This window comes from Streptomyces africanus, from assembly GCF_002150735.1.
GTDB lineage: Bacteria > Actinomycetota > Actinomycetes > Streptomycetales > Streptomycetaceae > Streptomyces > Streptomyces africanus.
In genome coordinates this window covers 1-16543 of record NZ_MUKA01000354.1, presented here as the reverse complement: position 1 = coordinate 16543, position 16543 = coordinate 1, and the positions used below count along the sequence as shown (strand labels likewise).

Sequence of the window (16543 nt, the reverse complement as noted above, 5' to 3'; positions counted from 1 at the left end):
AACCAGCCGGCGTCATGACGCCGGCTGGTTCGGCGTACGTCATGACACCGGCTCCCTCAGCGCACGGTCTGCCGGGATCCGGGCCGTGACCGTCACCGCGGCCGGGTCCAGGTCGCCGGGCTTGGGCATGACACTGCCGGGCAGCTGGACGGCCGCCGCGCCGTGGGCGACAGCGGAGGCGAGGGCGTCGGGGCCGCTGCCGCCGGCGATCAGGAAACCGGCGAGGGAGGAGTCGCCGGCGCCCACGTTGCTGCGTACGGCGGCCACGCGGGCGCTGCCGAACCAGGCGCCCTCCTCGGAGACCAGCAGCTGCCCGTCGGCGCCGAGGCTCGCGAGGACGGCCCGGGCACCCATCCCGCGCAGTTCCTCGGCCGCCTTCGCGGCGTCGCCGACGGTGGCGAGGGGGCGGCCGACGGCCTCCGCGAGCTCCTCGGCGTTGGGCTTGACCACGTCGGGCCGCTCGCGCAGGGCCGCGAGCAGCGCGGGCCCGGAGGTGTCCAGGGCGATCCGGGCACCGGCGGCGTGCGCGCGGGCGACCAGGTCGGCGTACCAGGAGGGGGCGAGGCCGCGCGGGAGGCTGCCGCAGCAGGCGATCCAGGCGGCGTCGCGGGACTGCTGCCGTACGGTCTCCAGGAGCAGTTCCCGCTCGGCGTCGGACAGTTCCGGGCCCGGTGCGTTGATCTTCGTCAGGACGCCGTCGGCTTCGGCGAGGGCGATGTTGGAGCGGGTGGCCCCGGCGACCGGGACGGGTGCGACCTCGATGCCCTGCGTGTCGAGCAGGTCGGCGACGAGCGCGCCGGGCGCGCCGCCCAGGGGCAGGACCGCCACCGTGCGCCGGCCGGCCGCCGCGACCGCGCGGGAGACGTTCACGCCCTTGCCGCCCGGGTCCATCCGCTCGCCGGTGGCGCGGATGACCTCGCCGCGGTCGAGGGACGGCACCTCGTAGGTCCGGTCCAGGGACGGGTTGGGGGTGACGGTGAGGATCATGCGCGCACTACTTCCGTGCCGCCGCGCTCGATCGCGACGGCGTCTTCGGGGCTCAGCCCACTGTCGGTGATCAGCAGGTCCACGTCGCTCAGGTCGCCGAAGCGGGCGAAGTGCTCCTGGCCGTGCTTGGAGGAGTCGGCGAGCAGCACCACGCGGCGGGCGGCTGCCACGGCCGCGCGCTTCACGGCGGCCTCGGCGAGGTCGGGGGTGGTCAGACCGTGTTCGGCGGAGAAGCCGTTGGCGGCCACGAACAGCACGTCGGCCCGGATCTCGCCGTACGCGCGCAGCGCCCAGGCGTCCACGGCGGCGCGCGTACGGTGCCGTACGCGCCCCCCGATGAGGTGGAGCTGGATGCCGGGGTGGTCGGCGAGGCGGGCCGCGATGGGCAGGCTGTGCGTGACGACGGTGAGGGCGGACTCCAGCGGGAGGGCGGCGGCCACCTTCGCCACCGTCGTACCGGCGTCGAGGATCATCGTGCCCTCGCTCGGCAGTTCCGCGAGGGCCGCCTTGGCGATGCGGTCCTTCTCGTCGGGGGCCGTGGTCTCGCGCTCGGCGAGGTCCGGCTCGAAGTCGAGCCGCCCGGCCGGGATGGCCCCGCCGTGCACGCGGCGGACCAGTCCGGCGCGGTCGAGGGCCTTCAGGTCCCGGCGGATCGTCTCCGCCGTCACCTGGAACTCCTCGGCCAGCGACACGACATCCACTCGGCCGCCGTCACGGGCGAGCCGGAGGATCTCCTGCTGCCGCTCCGGTGCGTACATGTCTGTTCGCCTCCGCCCATGCCCGAACGTGTGGTTTCAGCGGGAGGCTACGCCGAGATTTCCGCGAAGTAAACAGGTTCGGACCCAATCGGGCATGATCGGAAATGAACAACGGGCTCGGCACCCATGTGCCGAGCCCGCTCTCCGACGAGGGAGCAGACGAGAGACCAGACGAGGGAACAGGCGTGGTCAGGAGACCAGCGCCGGTTCCTTCCGCTCAGTCGCCGCCTGCTCCCCCTCGACGTGCTGCGCCGGCCGCTTCGGCAGGGCGAACATCAGCAGGAAGATCACGCCCAGCACCGTGGCCACCCAGCCCAGCGAGTTCCGGAAGGCGTCCGCGAAGGCCGGGCCCACCTGGTCCGCGCGCAGCCGGTCGCCGATCGTGCCGAAGAAGACGACCGACACCAGGCCGAGACCCAGCGCGTTGCCCATCTGCTGCACGGTGTTGAGCAGGCCGGACGCCGACCCGGAGTGCTCGCGCGGCACCTCGGAGAGGATCGCGTCGGTCAGCGGGGCGACGATCAGGCCCATGCCCAGGCCCATCACGACCAGCGGCAGCGCCATCTGCCAGGGCGCGATGCCGAGGCCGTAGTGCCCGGACTCCCAGAGGTAGAGCAGCACTCCGGCCGCCATCACCAGCGCGCCCGCCTGGAGCACCTTGCGACCGAAGCGCGGGACCAGCTGCTGCACCGACAGCCCGGCGGCCACGGACACGGCGATCGAGAACGGCACCCCGGTCAGCCCGGCCTTCAGCGCGCTCCAGCCCAGCCCGACCTGCATGTACAGCGTCCACACCAGGAAGAAGACGCCGAGCGCGACCCCGAAGACGGTCTGCACGGCGATCCCGGCCGCGAAGCTCTTGACCCGGAACAGCGACAGCTCGACCAGCGGGGAGCCGTCCCGTGCGCTCTTGCGCCGCTCGTACGCCACCAGCGCCGCGAGGACGACGAGCGCGCCGGCCATCGAGACGTACCCCCACACCGGCCAGCCCAGCTCGCGGCCGCGGATGAGCGGGTAGAGCAGCATCAGCAGCCCCAGTGTTACGAGTGCGACACCCACCAGGTCCAGCTTCAGGGCCCGGGGCGCCTTGGACTCGGTGATGAAGCGGCTGCCGAGGATCAGACCCGCGATCCCGACGGGCAGGTTGATCAGGAAGATCGAGCGCCACTCCCACCCGAACAGGCTCCACTCGGTCAGCAGCGCGCCGAGCAGCGGACCGGACACGGCCCCGAGCCCGACGACCGCGCCGAACAGGCCGAACACCTTGCCCCGCTCGTGCGCCGGGAAGGTCGCGTGCACGATCGACAGCACCTGCGGCACCATCAGCGCCGCCATGCCGCCCTGCAGGAAACGGGACGCGACCAGCATCTCCGGGTTCACCGCGATGCCGCACAGCGCGGAGGCGAGGGTGAAGCCGCCGATGCCGACGAGGAAGATCCGCTTGCGGCCGTGGATGTCGCCGAGCCGTCCGCCGGTGATCAGCCCGGCGGCGAACGCGAGGGCGTATCCGGCGGTGATCCACTGGATCTGGCCGAAGGACGCGCCCGATTCCCGCTGGATCGACGGGATGGCGATGTTGACGATCGTCACGTCGACGAGGTCCATGAAGGCCGCGGTCATCACGATCGCGAGGGCGAACCAGCGGCGGCGGTCGGTCCCGCCCGCGGTGCTGAGAGGGGTCTCGGTGGAGGTCATGCCCAGAAGGTAGAGGGGCATTAGGTCAGATTGTGTCCTACTGGTGCGGCATCCTCGTCGGTATGACGACGGACACACCGGCCCGGCTGCTGACGCTCCTCTCCCTCCTCCAGACGCCCCGCGAATGGCCCGGCGGCGAGCTCGCCGACCGGCTCGGGGTCTCCCGCCGCACGGTCCGGCGGGACATCGACCGGCTGCGCGACCTGGGCTATCCCGTGCAGGCGACCAAGGGCGCCGACGGCGGTTACCGGCTGGTCGCCGGCAAGGCCATGCCGCCGCTCGTGCTCGACGACGAGGAGGCCGTGGCCATCGCGGTCGGCCTGCGCGCCGGGGCCGGGCACGCGGTGGAGGGCCTGGACGAGGCGTCGGTACGGGCGCTGGCCAAGCTGGAGCAGGTGCTGCCGGGCCGGCTGCGCCACCGGGTGACCACACTCCAGGCCGCGACCACTCCCCTGACCAGCGGGGACGGTCCGAGCATCGCGCCGGAGACCCTGACCGTCATGGCCTCGACGGCGGCCGGGCACGAGCGGCTGCGGTTCGCCTACCGGGCGGCCGACGGCACCGAGTCGCGGCGCCTGACGGAGCCGTACCGGCTGGTGTCCACGGGCCGCCGCTGGTACCTGGTGGCGTACGACATCGACCGGGACGACTGGCGCACGTTCCGCGTCGACCGCGTGCGCGAACCGTTCGCCACCGGGGCGCGGTTCGTGCCGCGCGAGCTGCCGACGGGGAACGCGGCGGAGTACCTGCGGCAGTCGATGCAACGGCAGCAGGAGTCCTACGACGTCGAGGTCACGTTCGCCGCACCGGCCGACTTCGTCGCCGCCCGGCTGCCGGCATGGCTGGGCACGCCCGAGCCGCTGGACGACGGCAGCTGCCGGCTGCGGGGATCCGCGGGGGACGCGGTGCAGTGGGTGGCGCTCCGGCTCGCGCTGCTGGAGTGCGACTTCGTGGTGCACGCACCGGAGGAACTCGTGACAGCCGTGAGGGAGCTGGGGGCGCGGTTGAGCAGGGCGGGCGAGGGGGGACGGAGCACGGCCTGAAGCGCCCGTTGCCAGGGGGCGGCTGCACTGCCGCATGGCCGGTTGGAGCAAGCCCGGCTGCGTGGTGTCCGTTCATCATCAAGGCTGTCCCTCATGGAGAAGACTCCCAGGGTGATCGTGGAGCCGCCGGACAGCCGAGGTCTTCGCGCGGTCAGCGTGGGGGGCACAGCGGTGGGCAGCGCCTGGTCTCCGAGCGGGCTGCGCAAGGTTCTCCGACAACTCGGTTACCCGGAGAACATCGATCTGGAAGACCGGAGAGTCATCGTCTGGCGCGAGGCCGGCAGCGGGATATGGCCCGATCGCACCTGGCGAAGACGCACGGTCACAGCGCTCATGATGGCGGGACTGATCCTGTCCACGGCCCTGCTCACCATCGTCGGAGAACCCGACGCCATGGGGGCACTGACCTTCGCGCAGCGCATGACGGGGTTCCTCTTCATCCTGTCCGGCGCGGTGCAGGGCCTCGCGGCGCTGGCGACCCTCGACCATGAGGGAAAACGGCAGTTCAAGTATTCCGGAGCCCTGGTACTGGTCGGCACACTGATCGCCTTGATCACCCAGAGCATTTTCCTGTTCACATGGCTCCAGGAAAGAGAACCCACACTCTACCTGCCCGTATATCTACTGGTCTTCACCTGGTCACTGTGGGCCCTCTGGCGACTGTTCCATGAGCAGGTGTGGAGAGTCATCCCCCACCCCAAGAGATTTGCCACCGGCGTGGCCCTGTCCGGCCTTCTGGCCGCCACGAACTTCGCATACTCCGCCGTCTATCAGCCCACATCGGCTCCCTTCTATGTCACTCTCACGGCAAAGTTCGGCACCCCTCACACCGATCCCACGCGCCCGTTCATCCATGTGCCCCTGACGTTCCAGGTGGAGAACACCGGAAAGGTTCCGGCATACATCCTTGTCGACAAGTATCTGGTCTACGGGCGTTCGGCTGAATACTCGCAGGACGACACGGGGCTGAGAGACTGGAAGAAGGCTCTGGAAAACGAATACGACGCAGAGCTCCATGTCACTGAATCAGGCAGCAAAACGATAAGCGCCGGACAATTCGCCGGGCCAGGGTACTGGCTTCATCCGGGAGAAGGTCACGTAAAGGAGAAAGTGATACAGATCCCCAGGAGCGTTCGATACGATCTCCTGGAAGCATCCCTGGCCGTGGTGACGATGAGAATGGATCGCGGAAAGATCGATCTCCTGCAACTACAGCAGGCGCACCCCGCCTGGCAAAGGAGGGAGGGGAGATTTTACTGTACAAGGTGCGGCGACATGGTCATCCATGAAGGGAAAGTCCGCCACAACAACAACATCATCAACGTCACCCGAAAACCCCGATACATCACCGTACTCTGGTACGGCACACGGGAGGAGTTCAACTATGCATACGCCATCTCGTCCTACAAATTCGACTCCAGAAAAAACCCTGACCGGGAGGAATTGAGAAGGGAAATCGCGAGGGAAGAGGATCGGTACGGCGTCGAGTCGCGCTCTACTTCCACAAGAGTATCCGTCGCAGAATTGATGGCGTCCTTGTAGCGCACTGGGCGCCGAGTTGCAGGAGAACCCCAGCGGGTCCAAAGTGGTGGTAAGTGGTTGTTGTGTCTGTACGGGCAAATCCGCATGTTTCCACAGTGCACCTGGATGCGCCATGGCCAGAAACGCCCGGCGACGAGTCTGCCGTTACAGGGGCTGCACGTACTGCTTGGTTGCAGCGCTCTCGCTCTCAGGAGGTGTGACCGTCTCTGCGACGGGGGCCTTCGGCCAGTCCGCAGCCGTGACACCGGCCCAGACTCCCCCACCACCGCCGAATCCCGGCACGCCGGATTCCGATACCCCGGAACCCGGCACGCCGACCGCGCCCAGCACGCCTCCCGGGCCGAGCACGCCTCCCGGGCCGAGCACGCCGACGGGTCCCGGGACGACGGGATCCAGCACACCGACCGGTCCCAGCAAGCCGACCGGCCCAAGCAAACCGACCGGGCCGAGCAAGCCGACCGGCCCCAGCAAGCCGACCGGCCCCAGCAAACCGACGGACTCCGGCACTCAGTCGCATCCCACGTCACCGGTCGACCCTTCGGAGCAAGCGACGCTCATGGAGAAGCGCACAGCAGCGCTGAAGGTGCCGGAAGAAGTGAAGGTGGAAGTCGGGGACGAGCTGAGCGGGTTGCTGAAGATGAGCCGGGATCCGGATATCCCGCCCGGCGAACGGGCCGCCTACACGAGAATCGTGTCTCGGCTCACCGGCGAGCTGGGGATGATCCAGGATCCCAAGACGCCTCGCGAGCAGCGAGTCGCCCACACGCACATCGTGGAAAGGGCGACCGAAACGCTGGGCGTGATCCAGGATCCGGGCACGCCGCGCAAGGACCGGGCCGCCTACACGAGGATCGTGGACGGGACAGTCAAGACGCTGGCGAAGATCCAGGACCCCAGGACCTCTCCCGAGCAGCGGGCCGCCTACACGGAGCTCGCTGAAGAGCTGACCGAGGGCTTCGGGCTGGTCACGGGTGAGGAAGCGGCGGCGGAAGGCTTTCGGTTCTTCGCGCGCAATCGCGCTGATCAGGGCAACACTGCGGTGGCTCGCATTCAGGCCGAACGGCCGCCGCAGCAGGAGCTTGTCAAGGCATCGGAGGCCTTCGATGCCATGGGGAAAGGTCAGCAGATTCTTGCCAACCGGAACCTTCCGCAGAAGGAGCAGGCCGAGCTCAAGAAGAACGTGGAGCAGCTGAGCGCCGCTCTGCTGAAGTCCTACGACCGGTCGGCGACCCACGAAGACCGGGACAAGGCGAAGGATGCGGGAGACGAATTCCTCAAAAAACTGGAGAAAAACAACAAAAAGCACTCGGACAAGCCCCTGCTGGAGATCAGGGACAAACCCTTGAGCTCTGCGGTCGCTCCGGGAGAGTTCCAGTCCTTCACCGTCAAGGTCACCAACCACGGGGATGACGACATCACCGGTGTGACGGTGGAGGACGAGTTCGAGTCGGCCTCGGGCGGTGCTGACGGAGGCGTCATCCACCCCGTGTTGCATGCGCAGCTGATGAGGGATTCAGGCGAGGAGAACGACTGCGACATCACTGCGGGGAGCACCGGGGTGACCTGTCCGACGGAGGGAGACACCGAGATCGTGCCGGAGGAGACGGTCACGATCACCATCCGTGCGGTGGTGAAGGCGTCGCAGGTGCCTTACGGAGAGAAGGAGAACGTCATCCGGGTGAAGCACGAGGAGGGTGCGGAGCAGGGCAGTGCCAGGTTCGCCGTCGTCAGGTCACCGAAGCTGTCCCAACAGGACCTCGAAGGCGAACTGCAGGCCATCCGGCAATGTGCCGCTGACTTCGATTCGGCCGGCGTCTCGAAGGAAGCCCTGACCGTTTTCACGAAGGTGATGGGTGGCGAACTCGGGCAGGGGACCGCTCCGGCCCAGGCCAGTTCGGAGGGGTACAAGGCCGCTCTCACCGGAGCCGGACCCGACGAAGCGGTGTCCATCGCGAAGATACCCGTGTTCGACGTGTCTCTTCGCGACGCCGCGAAGACCTTCAAGTCGGCAGGCGACTGTGCCGGATTCGTCGACGAGGCCCTGTCGGCCGAGTGACCGTAAGGCCCCTCAAGGGCGTGACCGTCCCTCGTCGAGTCGCCGGCTCTCCCAGGGGAAGTCCCGCAGCACCCCCAGATTCCGCAACGCCAGGTCCGCCGGTCCCTCCGGCCCGTCCGCCGGGACGTCCCCGGCCGCCGCCCAGCACTCCACCGCCGCACGTACGGCCGCGCTCGCCACAGCGGCGGCGAAGCGCAGGTCCGAGGGCGCGGCAACGTTGTCGGAGTCGGTTGTCGAGACAGTCCGCACAGGACCGGCCGTCAGCCGCGCGGCCAGTACCTCCGCCAGCGTCCGTTCCGACGCCTGGCACACCTCCGCCCACACCCTGCGCAGGGACGGGTTCGCCTCGGCGAGGCGCAGGAGCGTGCGCACCCACTCCCAGGAGGACGCCGAGACGCCGACGCCCGGCGTGAGGGTGTGCCGCACCCCGTGCTCCAGGGCCCGGAGCACGCTCGCGTCGGCGGGGGCGGCGCGTACCGCCTCCACCCAGCGCTGGGCACCGGCCGCGTAGAGGGGGGCGACGGCCTCCTCCTTGGTGGCGAAGTACCGGTAGAAGGTGCGCGGGGCGATGCCGGCGGCCTGGGCGATGTCCTCCGCGCGGGTGGCGCGCAGGCCATGCCGTACGAAGAGGCCTGCCGCGGCCCGGGCGATCTCCATACGCGTCTCGGCCTTGCGCCGCTCGGTCAGCGAGGCCTGAGGAGGGGGCGGGGTGGTGCTGCTCACGCTCGGCAGGCTATGCCCATGTGACACAATCTGCCATCTGGCGGGCCACCCCGTGGTTCAGGTACGGGGTGGCCCGCCCTTCACTTCCCCGCTCACGCAGAGAGCCGGGCCCCGGCGCCCGGGGGGAGGGACGCCGAAGCCCGGCTTTGGGAGAGTCCCGGCGCCGGGGGGAGTGCGACGGGACTTGGCTCTGGGGGGCCAGGGGCGCGGCCCCGGCCCGAACTCGTGGGCCCGGAAGTCTTGTTCCCGGTGCCCCGCGGGTTGAAGCGGCGTTACATCGCCATGTTTGCGCGGTCTTTCGCCACCCGGCGTACGCGGCGGCCCTCGGGCGCACACCGTCCGTCACCCAGAGGCACTGGGACAACATCCACGGGCCGTGGGACGGACTGGACGCCCGGACGCCCGGGCGCCCGTCGGCGAACACCGACACCGGCGAGTACCGGCGCCGGCGTCACGCCGCCGCGTCGAACCCGGTGCTGCGGGCCAGCTTCTTCAGCTCCAGCAGCGCGTGCTTCTCGATCTGCCGGATGCGCTCGCGGGTCAGGCCGTGCTCCTTGCCGACCTCGGTCAGCGTGCGCTCCCGGCCGTCCTCGATGCCGTAGCGCATCTTGATGATCGAGGCCGTGCGCTGGTCGAGGCGGCCGATGAGGTCGTCGAGCTCCTCGCTGCGCAGCAGCGTGAGCACCGACTGCTCGGGCGACACCGCCGAGGTGTCCTCCAGGAGGTCGCCGAACTGGGTCTCGCCCTCGTCGTCCACCGACATGTTCAGCGAGACCGGGTCGCGGGCCCAGTCGAGCACGTCGGTGACGCGCTCCGGCGTCGAGCCGAGCTCGGCGGCGATCTCCGCGGGCTCCGGGTCGCGCCCGTGCTCGCGGTTGAACTCGCGCTGCACCCGCCGGATCCGGCCGAGCTCCTCCACGAGGTGGACGGGCAGGCGGATCGTACGGGACTGGTCGGCTATGGAGCGGGTGATGGCCTGGCGGATCCACCACGTCGCGTACGTGGAGAACTTGAAGCCCTTGCGGTAGTCGAACTTCTCGACCGCGCGCACCAGGCCGGCGTTGCCCTCCTGGATCAGGTCCAGCAGGGGCAGACCGCTGCGGGGGTAGCGGCGGGCGACGGCGACGACCAGGCGCAGGTTGGAGCGGATGAAGACGTCCTTGGCCCGCTCCGCGTCGGCGATCAGGGCTTCGAGCTCCTCGCGGGTGGCGTCCGCCTTGGTCTCCTCGTACCCGTCGAGGACCTGTCGCGCGAACACACCCGCTTCGATGACCTGGGACAGCTCGACTTCCTTGGCGGCGTCGAGCAGCGGTGTACGCGCGATCTCGTCGAGGTACATGCCGACCAGGTCGCGATCGGCGATCTCGCCGCCATGGGCGCGAACACTGCTTGCCGCGTCGGCCGTCTCGCCGGTGGCGGACTGACGACGGGCGACGGCACGGGTTGCCATGCGTGCTCCCTTGCGATGGTGAGGTCAGCGGGTGGTCCTTCGGACGCTGGACTCCGTCTCCGGGACTCTCCGGACTCTCCTCGGGTGCCCTGCATCCGATGGAAACAACGACTGGAATCAGGACAGAATTCCCAACCTGTCCTCCAATTTTTCGGATCATGCAGTACCCTGTCGGGCCCGACGAGGAGGCGCGGTGCCGACGGAACGTACAGAGGTGCAGGTCAGACCGGGAGTCGAGGCCGACCTCGAAGCCCTCACAGCCCTCTACAACCACTACGTACGTGAGACGCCGATCACATTCGATACCGCGATCTTCACTCCGGAGGAGCGCCGCCCTTGGCTGCTCTCCCACCCTGTAGACGGGCCGCACCGCCTGATGGTTGCCACGGGTCCGGACTCACAGGAGATTCTGGGCTACGCCACCTCCAGCCCCTTCCGGGCCAAGCCCGCCTATGCGACCTCCGTGGAGACGACGGTGTACGTCGCCCCGCACGCCGGCGGCCGCGGCGTCGGCACCCTCCTCTACAAGGCCCTCTTCGAGGCCCTGTCCGGCGAGGACCTGCACCGCGCCTACGCGGGCATAGCGCAGCCGAACGAGGCGTCGGCCCGGCTGCACGAACGCCTCGGTTTCCGGCACGTCGGCACGTACCGGGAGGTCGGCCGCAAGTTCGGCCGCTACTGGGACGTGGCCTGGTACGAGAAGGACCTGTAGGCCCGGTTACCCGGGGCGGCCTCAGCCGAACTGCACCGACCGCTTCGCCAGCCCCATCCAGAAGCCGTCGATCACCGACTTCTGCGCGTCCAGCTCACCGGCGGCGTCGGCCGCGCCCATGGTCACGAACAGCGGGGCGAAGTGCTCCGTGCGCGGGTGGGCGAGCTGCCCCGCGGGCGACTTGCGGGTGAAGTCGAGCAGGGCGTCCACGTCCCGCGCCTCCAGCGCCCGCCGGCCCCAGTCGTCGAACTCCGCCGACCAGGCGGGGATGCCGCCCTGCCGGAGCGCGGCCAGGTTGTGGGTGAAGAAGCCGGAGCCGACGATGAGCACGCCCTCGTCCCGCAAGGGGGCGAGCCTGCGGCCGATCTCCATGAGCCGGACCGGGTCGAGCGTGGGCATGGACACCTGGAGGACCGGGATGTCGGCTTCCGGGTACATCTCGACCAGCGGGACGTACGCGCCGTGGTCGAGGCCCCGGTCGGGGACGTCCTGGACGGGGATCCCGGGGGCGCGCAGCAGCTTCCGTACCGACTCGGCGAGCTCCGGTGCGCCGGGGGCCTCGTAGGTCACCCGGTAGTAGTGCTCGGGGAAGCCCCAGAAGTCGTAGACGAGCGGGACGGTCTCGGTGGCGCCGAGGGCGAGCGGGGCCTCCTCCCAGTGGGCGGAGACCATCAGGATCGCCCGGGGACGTGGCAGGCCGGCCGACCAGGCGGCCAGTTCACCGGGCCAGACCGGGTCGTCCGCCAGCGGTGGGGCGCCGTGGCTCAGGTACAGAGCGGGCATGCGCTCCTGGGTGGCGGCGGACATGCTGCGGCTCCTTCCAAAACATGGTTCCCTAACAAAACTGTACGGGGCATTTGTTTAAAGTTCAAGGAGGGGCCACGTAGAGTGGAAGACATGAAGGCACCCGCATCCGCACCGACCCCGGGCTCCGTGGCGGAGCCTCCGGAACCGCGCTGGCTCACCGACGACGAGCAGCGCGTATGGCGCTCTTTCATGGAGGGCGTCACCCTCCTCGACGACCACCTCGACCGCCAGCTCCAGCGCGACGCGGGCATGCCGCACGTCTACTACGGCCTTCTGGTCAAGCTCGCCGAGGCGCCGCGGCGGCGGCTGCGGATGACGGAGCTCGCCATGCTGGCGAAGATCACCCGCTCCCGCCTCTCGCACGCCATCGCGCGCCTGGAGAAGAACGGCTGGGTGCGCCGCGAGGACTGCCCCGACGACAAGCGGGGCCAGTTCGCCGTGCTGACGAACGAGGGCTACGAGGTGCTGCGGCAGACCGCGCCGGGCCATGTGGAGGCCGTACGGCAGGCGGTCTTCGACCGGCTCACCCCGGAACAGCAGAAGTCCCTCGGCGAGATCATGCGGATCATCGCCGAGGGACTTCAGCCGGCCGAAGCCGGAGCGGACCTGCCCTGGCTCCGCTGAGCCGGGGCAGGTCCTGGAATCCGTAGGTACGAGGCGTCCCCTTCCTCGTACCTACGGAAGGGCCCGAAGGGGTCTTTCCGGTACGGCCGTCAGTGGGCGACGACCGGGACCGGCACCTCGTCCGCCACGTCCTCGCCGGAGCCGGTCACGGTGGTGCTCCCGGGACGGCCCGCGTTGACGAAGGTCAGGGCGATCCCGGCGGCCACGACGAGGATGCCGACGGCGAACCAGATGGCGCTCGTGTAGCCCTCGACCATGCCCTCCAGCTGGACCAGCTGCTGCTGGGACCGACTGGAGGCCCCGGCGATGTGGTCCGCGATGTAGGACGTGGTGGCCGAGGCGGCGATCGTGTTCAGCAGCGCCGTACCGATCGCGCCGCCCACCTGCTGCGAGGTGTTGACCATCGCGGAGGCGACACCGGCGTCCCGCGGCTCGACGCCCTGGGTGGCCAGGGACATGGCCGGCATGAACGCCGTACCCATGCCGAGGCCGAGCAGCAGCATCGCCGGCAGCAGCAGGGCGGCGTACGAGGAGCCGATCTCCAGCCGGGTCAGCAGCAGCATGCCCAGCGCGGCGACCAGGAAGCCGGGGCCCATCAGCAGGCGCGGCGCGACCCGGGTCATCAGGCGGGTGCCGATCTGGGTCGAGCCCGTGATCATGCCCGCGATCATCGGCAGGAACGCGAACCCGGTCTTGACCGGCGAGTATCCCTTCACGATCTGCAAGTAGTAGGTCAGGAAGAGGAACAGGCCGAACATCGCGATGATCGCGAGACCGAGGGAGAGGTAGATGCCGCCGCGGTTGCGCTCGGTGATCACGCGCAGGGGCAGCAGCGGGGCCTTCACCCTGGACTCGACGGCCACGAAGGTCGCGAGCAGGACGACCGAGGCCACGAACATGCCGACGGTCACGGAGTCGCTCCAGCCCGCCGACTCGGCGCGGGTGAAGCCGTAGACGAGGGCGACCAGGCCGAGGGTGGACAGGATGACGCCCGGGATGTCGAGCGGGGAGCGGTTGCGGCCGCCCTCCGGCTCACGGATGACGAAGTACGCACCGGCCGCGGCGACGATGGCGAACGGGACGTTGACGAAGAATGTCCAGCGCCAGTCCAGGTACTCGGTCAGGAAGCCGCCCAGGATCAGACCGACGGCACCGCCGCCACCGGCGATCGCGCCGTAGATGCCGAACGCCTTGGCGCGCTCCTTGGCGTCGGTGAACATCACGGCGAGCAGGGAGAGCGCGGCGGGCGCGAGCAGGGCGCCGAAGACGCCCTGGAGGGCGCGGGCGCCGAACATCATCGCCTCGTTGGTGGCCGCGCCGCCGAGCGCGGAGGCCACGGCGAAGCCGCCGAGCCCGAGCACGAACGCCCGCTTGCGGCCCCACAGGTCGGCTATCCGGCCGCCGAACAGGAGCAGACCGCCGAAGGCGAGCGCGTAGGCCGTGACGACCCACTGCCGGTTGCCGTCGGAGATGCCCAGGTCCTGCTGGGCGGAGGGCAGGGCGATGTTCACGATGGTGGCGTCCAGGACGACCATCAGCTGGGCCAGCGCGATGAAGACGAGCGCTTTCCAGCGGCCGGCGTCCGGCGAGGCCGCCGGGGCGCCGAGTGCCTTTGAGGCTGTTTCAGACATGGGGATACCCACTTCGGGACAAGATGACGGAAAAACTGGAAAGAAGCGGAAAAAAGGTGTCGTTGAGGGACGACTCGACGACCAACGTCGGTCGTTGAGTTCTGCGGGTGATGACTGGGGTGGCGCCGGGATCTAATCGGTCAGGCGTCGTCAGGCCCGGTCAGGCCTGACGGAGGTCCTCCATGGTCACTGCCGCGCCCGGCAGGGCGGAACGGGCCGGGGCCCGCAGTCCGTCCAGGAACAGCTGAAGATGACGGTGTACGAAGCGGTCGGCGCTGAAGCACGCCGTCCCGGCCGGGGGCCGGCTGAGCTGGGCCACGGCGACCATCAGGTCACCGACGCCGACGTCGGAGCGGAGCTGGCCGGCCGCCTTGGCGCGGTTCATGACCGTTTCGAGGATCCGCTCCACGCGCTCGCGCGCCGCTTCGAGATCGGGGTGGTTCTCGTCGAACGTGCTCGAGACCATCGGGCACAGCGCGCTGATCCGCTCGTCGGCGGAGATGTGCACGAAGCGCTCCAGGGCCTCGAACGCGTCCCCGGTCTCCGAGAGCGCTCGCTCGGCCGCCGCGCCCGTACGGTCCAGTACGGAGCAGACGACCTCGCGCACGAGCGCGTCACGGTCCGGGAAGTTGCGGTACACCGTGGCATTGCCGACGCCGGCCCGGCGGGCGATCTCGTCGAGCGGCACCTCGGGGCCGTGCTCGACGAACATCTCCCGGGCGGCGGTGACGATCCGCTCCCGGTTGCGCAGGGCGTCGGCACGGGGCCGGGGCGCCTTGCGCGGTGTGGGGGTGGCGGTCTGCACGGCGTACTCCTGGGTGAGGTGCTCTGGTGTGACGATCCGGGGAGAGGCTCCCCGTTTGCGTCGGACACATGGCTAAACGGGGACCGGGTCCCCGGTATTTCCCGCACCTGGACTTTTCAAGAGTGACCTGGCTCACACATTCGGCGGAGTCGCAGCCTCCCGCGACGGACACGGCCGCCACCCGCCGCTACTGACGGGAAACCCACGATCGGTCTCCTCCAACGCGCGTCCCCCCACCCCGCGACGCAGGGTGATCGCAAGGGCGCAGCCGGAGACCGGAGGCTGCCGTGGCGCGGGAGGTCCCTTGCAGGTCCCTGGCATGCAGCCACAGCACCGGCGCCCCGGGCCGGACGGCCCGGGTCCGCCCGGCCGCCGGATACCCCGGCGGCGCCTGGCCGCTCTCGCCTGCGTGACCGCCCTGACCTTCACGGTCAGCACCTCGGCCGGCACGGGCCACCTCGCCCCGGGCGCCTCCACGGCCGGAGCCGGTCCGATCGTCCTGTCCCACACCTCCGCGCACGGCCCCTGCCTGATCCGCGGCGCCCGCGAGGTCCAGATGTCCGAGGGCATCCCCACCACCCACGGCTACGCCCGTTCCACCGGCACCGTCCGCGCCCTCACCCTGATGGTCGACTTCTCCGACGCCCCCGGCGAGGGCGAGGCCCTGGACCGCTTCCGGGAGTTCTTCCCGCAGACCCGGCAGTGGTTCCGCACCAGTTCCTACGGCCGTCTCGACTACCGCCCCGCGGCCCCGATCCGGGGGTGGCTGCGGATGCCGAAGTCCTTCCGCGCGTACGGCATAGAGCGCGGCGCCCCCTTCGACCCCGGCTACCGCACGCTGGTCCAGGACCTCGTGGCCGCGGCCGACCCGAAGGTGGACTTCCGCGCGTACGACCTGCTGAACGTCCTGGTCACCCCGAACGCCGGCCCCTCCGCCCTCGACACCGTCCTCTCGGTCACCTTCGCCGGCAACCCCGAGGCCCCGACAGCCGACGGCATACCCGTGGCCAACGCCTCCTTCATCTACTCCCGCCAGGACGACGGCTCCGGCTCCTACGACCGCACCGGCTACCGCGTCCTCCCCCACGAGAACGGACACGTCTTCGGCCTGCCCGACCTGTACACCGCGGAGGGCGGGGGCGCGGTCGGCCACTGGGACATCATGAGCGAGGACTGGGGCGCCAACAACGACCTCCTCGGCTGGCACAAGTGGAAACTGGGCTGGCTGGACGCCGCACAGGTGCACTGCGCGGCGGCCTCCGGCACCACGGAGTACACCCTGACGCCGCTGGCCCGCAGGGGCGGTTCCAAGCTGGTCGTCGTCCCCCTGGACAGCGGAACGGGCTACGCCGTCGAACTGCGCACCCGCGCCGGCAACGACGAGGCGGTGTGCCGCCCGGGCGTCCTGATCTACCAGATCGACGCCGCGGTGGACACGGGCATGGGCCCGGTCACCGTCCACGACTCCCGCCGCGACAGCGGCGGCTGCACCCGCGCGCCGAACGTCCACGCGGAACTGTCCGACGCCCCGTTCGCACCCGGGGAGACGTTCCGTGATCCGCGGAGGGGGGTCGTGATCAGCGTGGTGGGGACGGATCGGGCGGGCCGCAGGAGGCCGGGCCCGGCGGCGGTCGCTCCGCGCACAAGGGTCGTGCGGATTCCGGGCTCCGCGTTCCGGATTACGTTAGGCGTGCCGCCCCCGCCGTACCG

At 69.9% G+C, this 16543-nt stretch carries 14 protein-coding genes; 6 read left to right on the top strand and 8 right to left on the bottom strand.

Annotated features, from left to right (window positions below):
• Positions 1–39 precede the first annotated feature (39 nt).
• From pfkB to CCL05_RS35390, 3 genes are all read right to left on the bottom strand, one after another.
• A complete protein-coding gene (gene pfkB, locus CCL05_RS35400; RefSeq protein ID WP_086564737.1) occupies positions 40–987 on the bottom strand; it encodes a 1-phosphofructokinase in 948 nt (315 codons plus the stop codon).
• On the bottom strand, positions 984–1745 hold the full coding sequence (locus CCL05_RS35395) for a DeoR/GlpR family DNA-binding transcription regulator (RefSeq protein WP_086564736.1): 762 nt from the start codon (positions 1743–1745) through the stop codon (positions 984–986). Before CCL05_RS35395 ends, pfkB begins: the two co-directional genes overlap by 4 nt.
• A 189-nt stretch (positions 1746–1934) precedes the next feature.
• On the bottom strand, positions 1935–3440 hold the full coding sequence (locus CCL05_RS35390) for an MFS transporter (RefSeq protein WP_086564741.1): 1506 nt from the start codon (positions 3438–3440) through the stop codon (positions 1935–1937).
• A 62-nt stretch (positions 3441–3502) separates the two neighbouring features.
• Here CCL05_RS35390 and CCL05_RS35385 point away from each other — a divergent pair, with 62 nt between their 5' ends.
• The 3 genes from CCL05_RS35385 to CCL05_RS35370 all read left to right on the top strand — a co-directional run bounded on the left by CCL05_RS35385 (position 3503) and on the right by CCL05_RS35370 (position 8081).
• A complete protein-coding gene (locus tag CCL05_RS35385; RefSeq protein ID WP_086564740.1) occupies positions 3503–4483 on the top strand; it encodes a helix-turn-helix transcriptional regulator in 981 nt (326 codons plus the stop codon).
• Positions 4484–4576: 93 nt separating this feature from the next.
• A complete protein-coding gene (locus tag CCL05_RS35380) occupies positions 4577–6025 on the top strand; it encodes a hypothetical protein (RefSeq protein WP_143589995.1) in 1449 nt (482 codons plus the stop codon).
• 556 nt (positions 6026–6581) lie between these two features.
• Entirely contained in the window at positions 6582–8081 is a 1500-nt protein-coding gene (locus tag CCL05_RS35370) for a DUF11 domain-containing protein (protein WP_107400554.1), read from the top strand.
• A 12-nt stretch (positions 8082–8093) separates the two neighbouring features.
• Here the strand turns inward: CCL05_RS35370 and CCL05_RS35365 are convergent, their stop codons facing one another.
• On the bottom strand, positions 8094–8804 hold the full coding sequence (locus CCL05_RS35365) for a TetR/AcrR family transcriptional regulator (RefSeq protein ID WP_167409676.1): 711 nt from the start codon (positions 8802–8804) through the stop codon (positions 8094–8096).
• 451 nt (positions 8805–9255) lie between these two features.
• Positions 9256–10254 carry a sigma-70 family RNA polymerase sigma factor gene (locus tag CCL05_RS35360; RefSeq protein ID WP_086564731.1) on the bottom strand — a complete coding sequence of 333 codons (999 nt, stop codon included), beginning with the start codon at positions 10252–10254 and terminating at the stop codon, positions 9256–9258.
• A gap of 193 nt (positions 10255–10447) precedes the next feature.
• On the opposite strand from CCL05_RS35360, the gene CCL05_RS35355 reads away from it, so the two are divergent.
• Positions 10448–10966, top strand: a complete 519-nt coding sequence (locus CCL05_RS35355) for a GNAT family N-acetyltransferase (protein WP_086564730.1) — start codon at positions 10448–10450, stop codon at positions 10964–10966.
• Between the two features lie 21 nt (positions 10967–10987).
• On the opposite strand, the gene CCL05_RS35350 is transcribed toward CCL05_RS35355, so the two are convergent.
• Complete coding sequence (locus CCL05_RS35350; RefSeq protein WP_208641687.1) at positions 10988–11773, bottom strand: dioxygenase family protein; 786 nt, start codon at positions 11771–11773, stop codon at positions 10988–10990.
• Positions 11774–11863: 90 nt separating this feature from the next.
• On the opposite strand from CCL05_RS35350, the gene CCL05_RS35345 reads away from it, so the two are divergent.
• Positions 11864–12397 carry a MarR family winged helix-turn-helix transcriptional regulator gene (locus CCL05_RS35345; RefSeq protein ID WP_086564738.1) on the top strand — a complete coding sequence of 178 codons (534 nt, stop codon included), beginning with the start codon at positions 11864–11866 and terminating at the stop codon, positions 12395–12397.
• 89 nt (positions 12398–12486) lie between these two features.
• Here the strand turns inward: CCL05_RS35345 and CCL05_RS35340 are convergent, their stop codons facing one another.
• Positions 12487–14028, bottom strand: a complete 1542-nt coding sequence (locus tag CCL05_RS35340) for an MFS transporter (RefSeq protein ID WP_086564729.1) — start codon at positions 14026–14028, stop codon at positions 12487–12489.
• 160 nt (positions 14029–14188) lie between these two features.
• Positions 14189–14833, bottom strand: coding sequence for a TetR/AcrR family transcriptional regulator (locus CCL05_RS35335; RefSeq protein WP_086564728.1), 645 nt, complete (start codon positions 14831–14833; stop codon positions 14189–14191).
• Positions 14834–15152: 319 nt separating this feature from the next.
• Here CCL05_RS35335 and CCL05_RS35330 point away from each other — a divergent pair.
• The coding region (locus CCL05_RS35330; protein WP_244204508.1) for a M6 family metalloprotease domain-containing protein at positions 15153–16543 on the top strand (1391 nt) is incomplete at its 3' end.

Bases quoted from the DNA above. Each gene is read 5' to 3' on its own strand.
- pfkB (WP_086564737.1), bottom strand. From the start codon at position 987: ATGATCCTCACCGTCACCCCCAACCCGTCCCTGGACCGGACCTACGAG.
- CCL05_RS35395 (WP_086564736.1), bottom strand. From the start codon at position 1,745: ATGTACGCACCGGAGCGGCAGCAGGAGATCCTCCGGCTCGCCCGTGAC.
- CCL05_RS35390 (WP_086564741.1), bottom strand. From the start codon at position 3,440: ATGACCTCCACCGAGACCCCTCTCAGCACCGCGGGCGGGACCGACCGC.
- CCL05_RS35385 (WP_086564740.1), top strand. From the start codon at position 3,503: ATGACGACGGACACACCGGCCCGGCTGCTGACGCTCCTCTCCCTCCTC.
- CCL05_RS35380 (WP_143589995.1), top strand. From the start codon at position 4,577: ATGGAGAAGACTCCCAGGGTGATCGTGGAGCCGCCGGACAGCCGAGGT.
- CCL05_RS35370 (WP_107400554.1), top strand. From the start codon at position 6,582: ATGGAGAAGCGCACAGCAGCGCTGAAGGTGCCGGAAGAAGTGAAGGTG.
- CCL05_RS35360 (WP_086564731.1), bottom strand. From the start codon at position 10,254: ATGGCAACCCGTGCCGTCGCCCGTCGTCAGTCCGCCACCGGCGAGACG.
- CCL05_RS35350 (WP_208641687.1), bottom strand. From the start codon at position 11,773: ATGTCCGCCGCCACCCAGGAGCGCATGCCCGCTCTGTACCTGAGCCAC.
- CCL05_RS35345 (WP_086564738.1), top strand. From the start codon at position 11,864: ATGAAGGCACCCGCATCCGCACCGACCCCGGGCTCCGTGGCGGAGCCT.
- CCL05_RS35340 (WP_086564729.1), bottom strand. From the start codon at position 14,028: ATGTCTGAAACAGCCTCAAAGGCACTCGGCGCCCCGGCGGCCTCGCCG.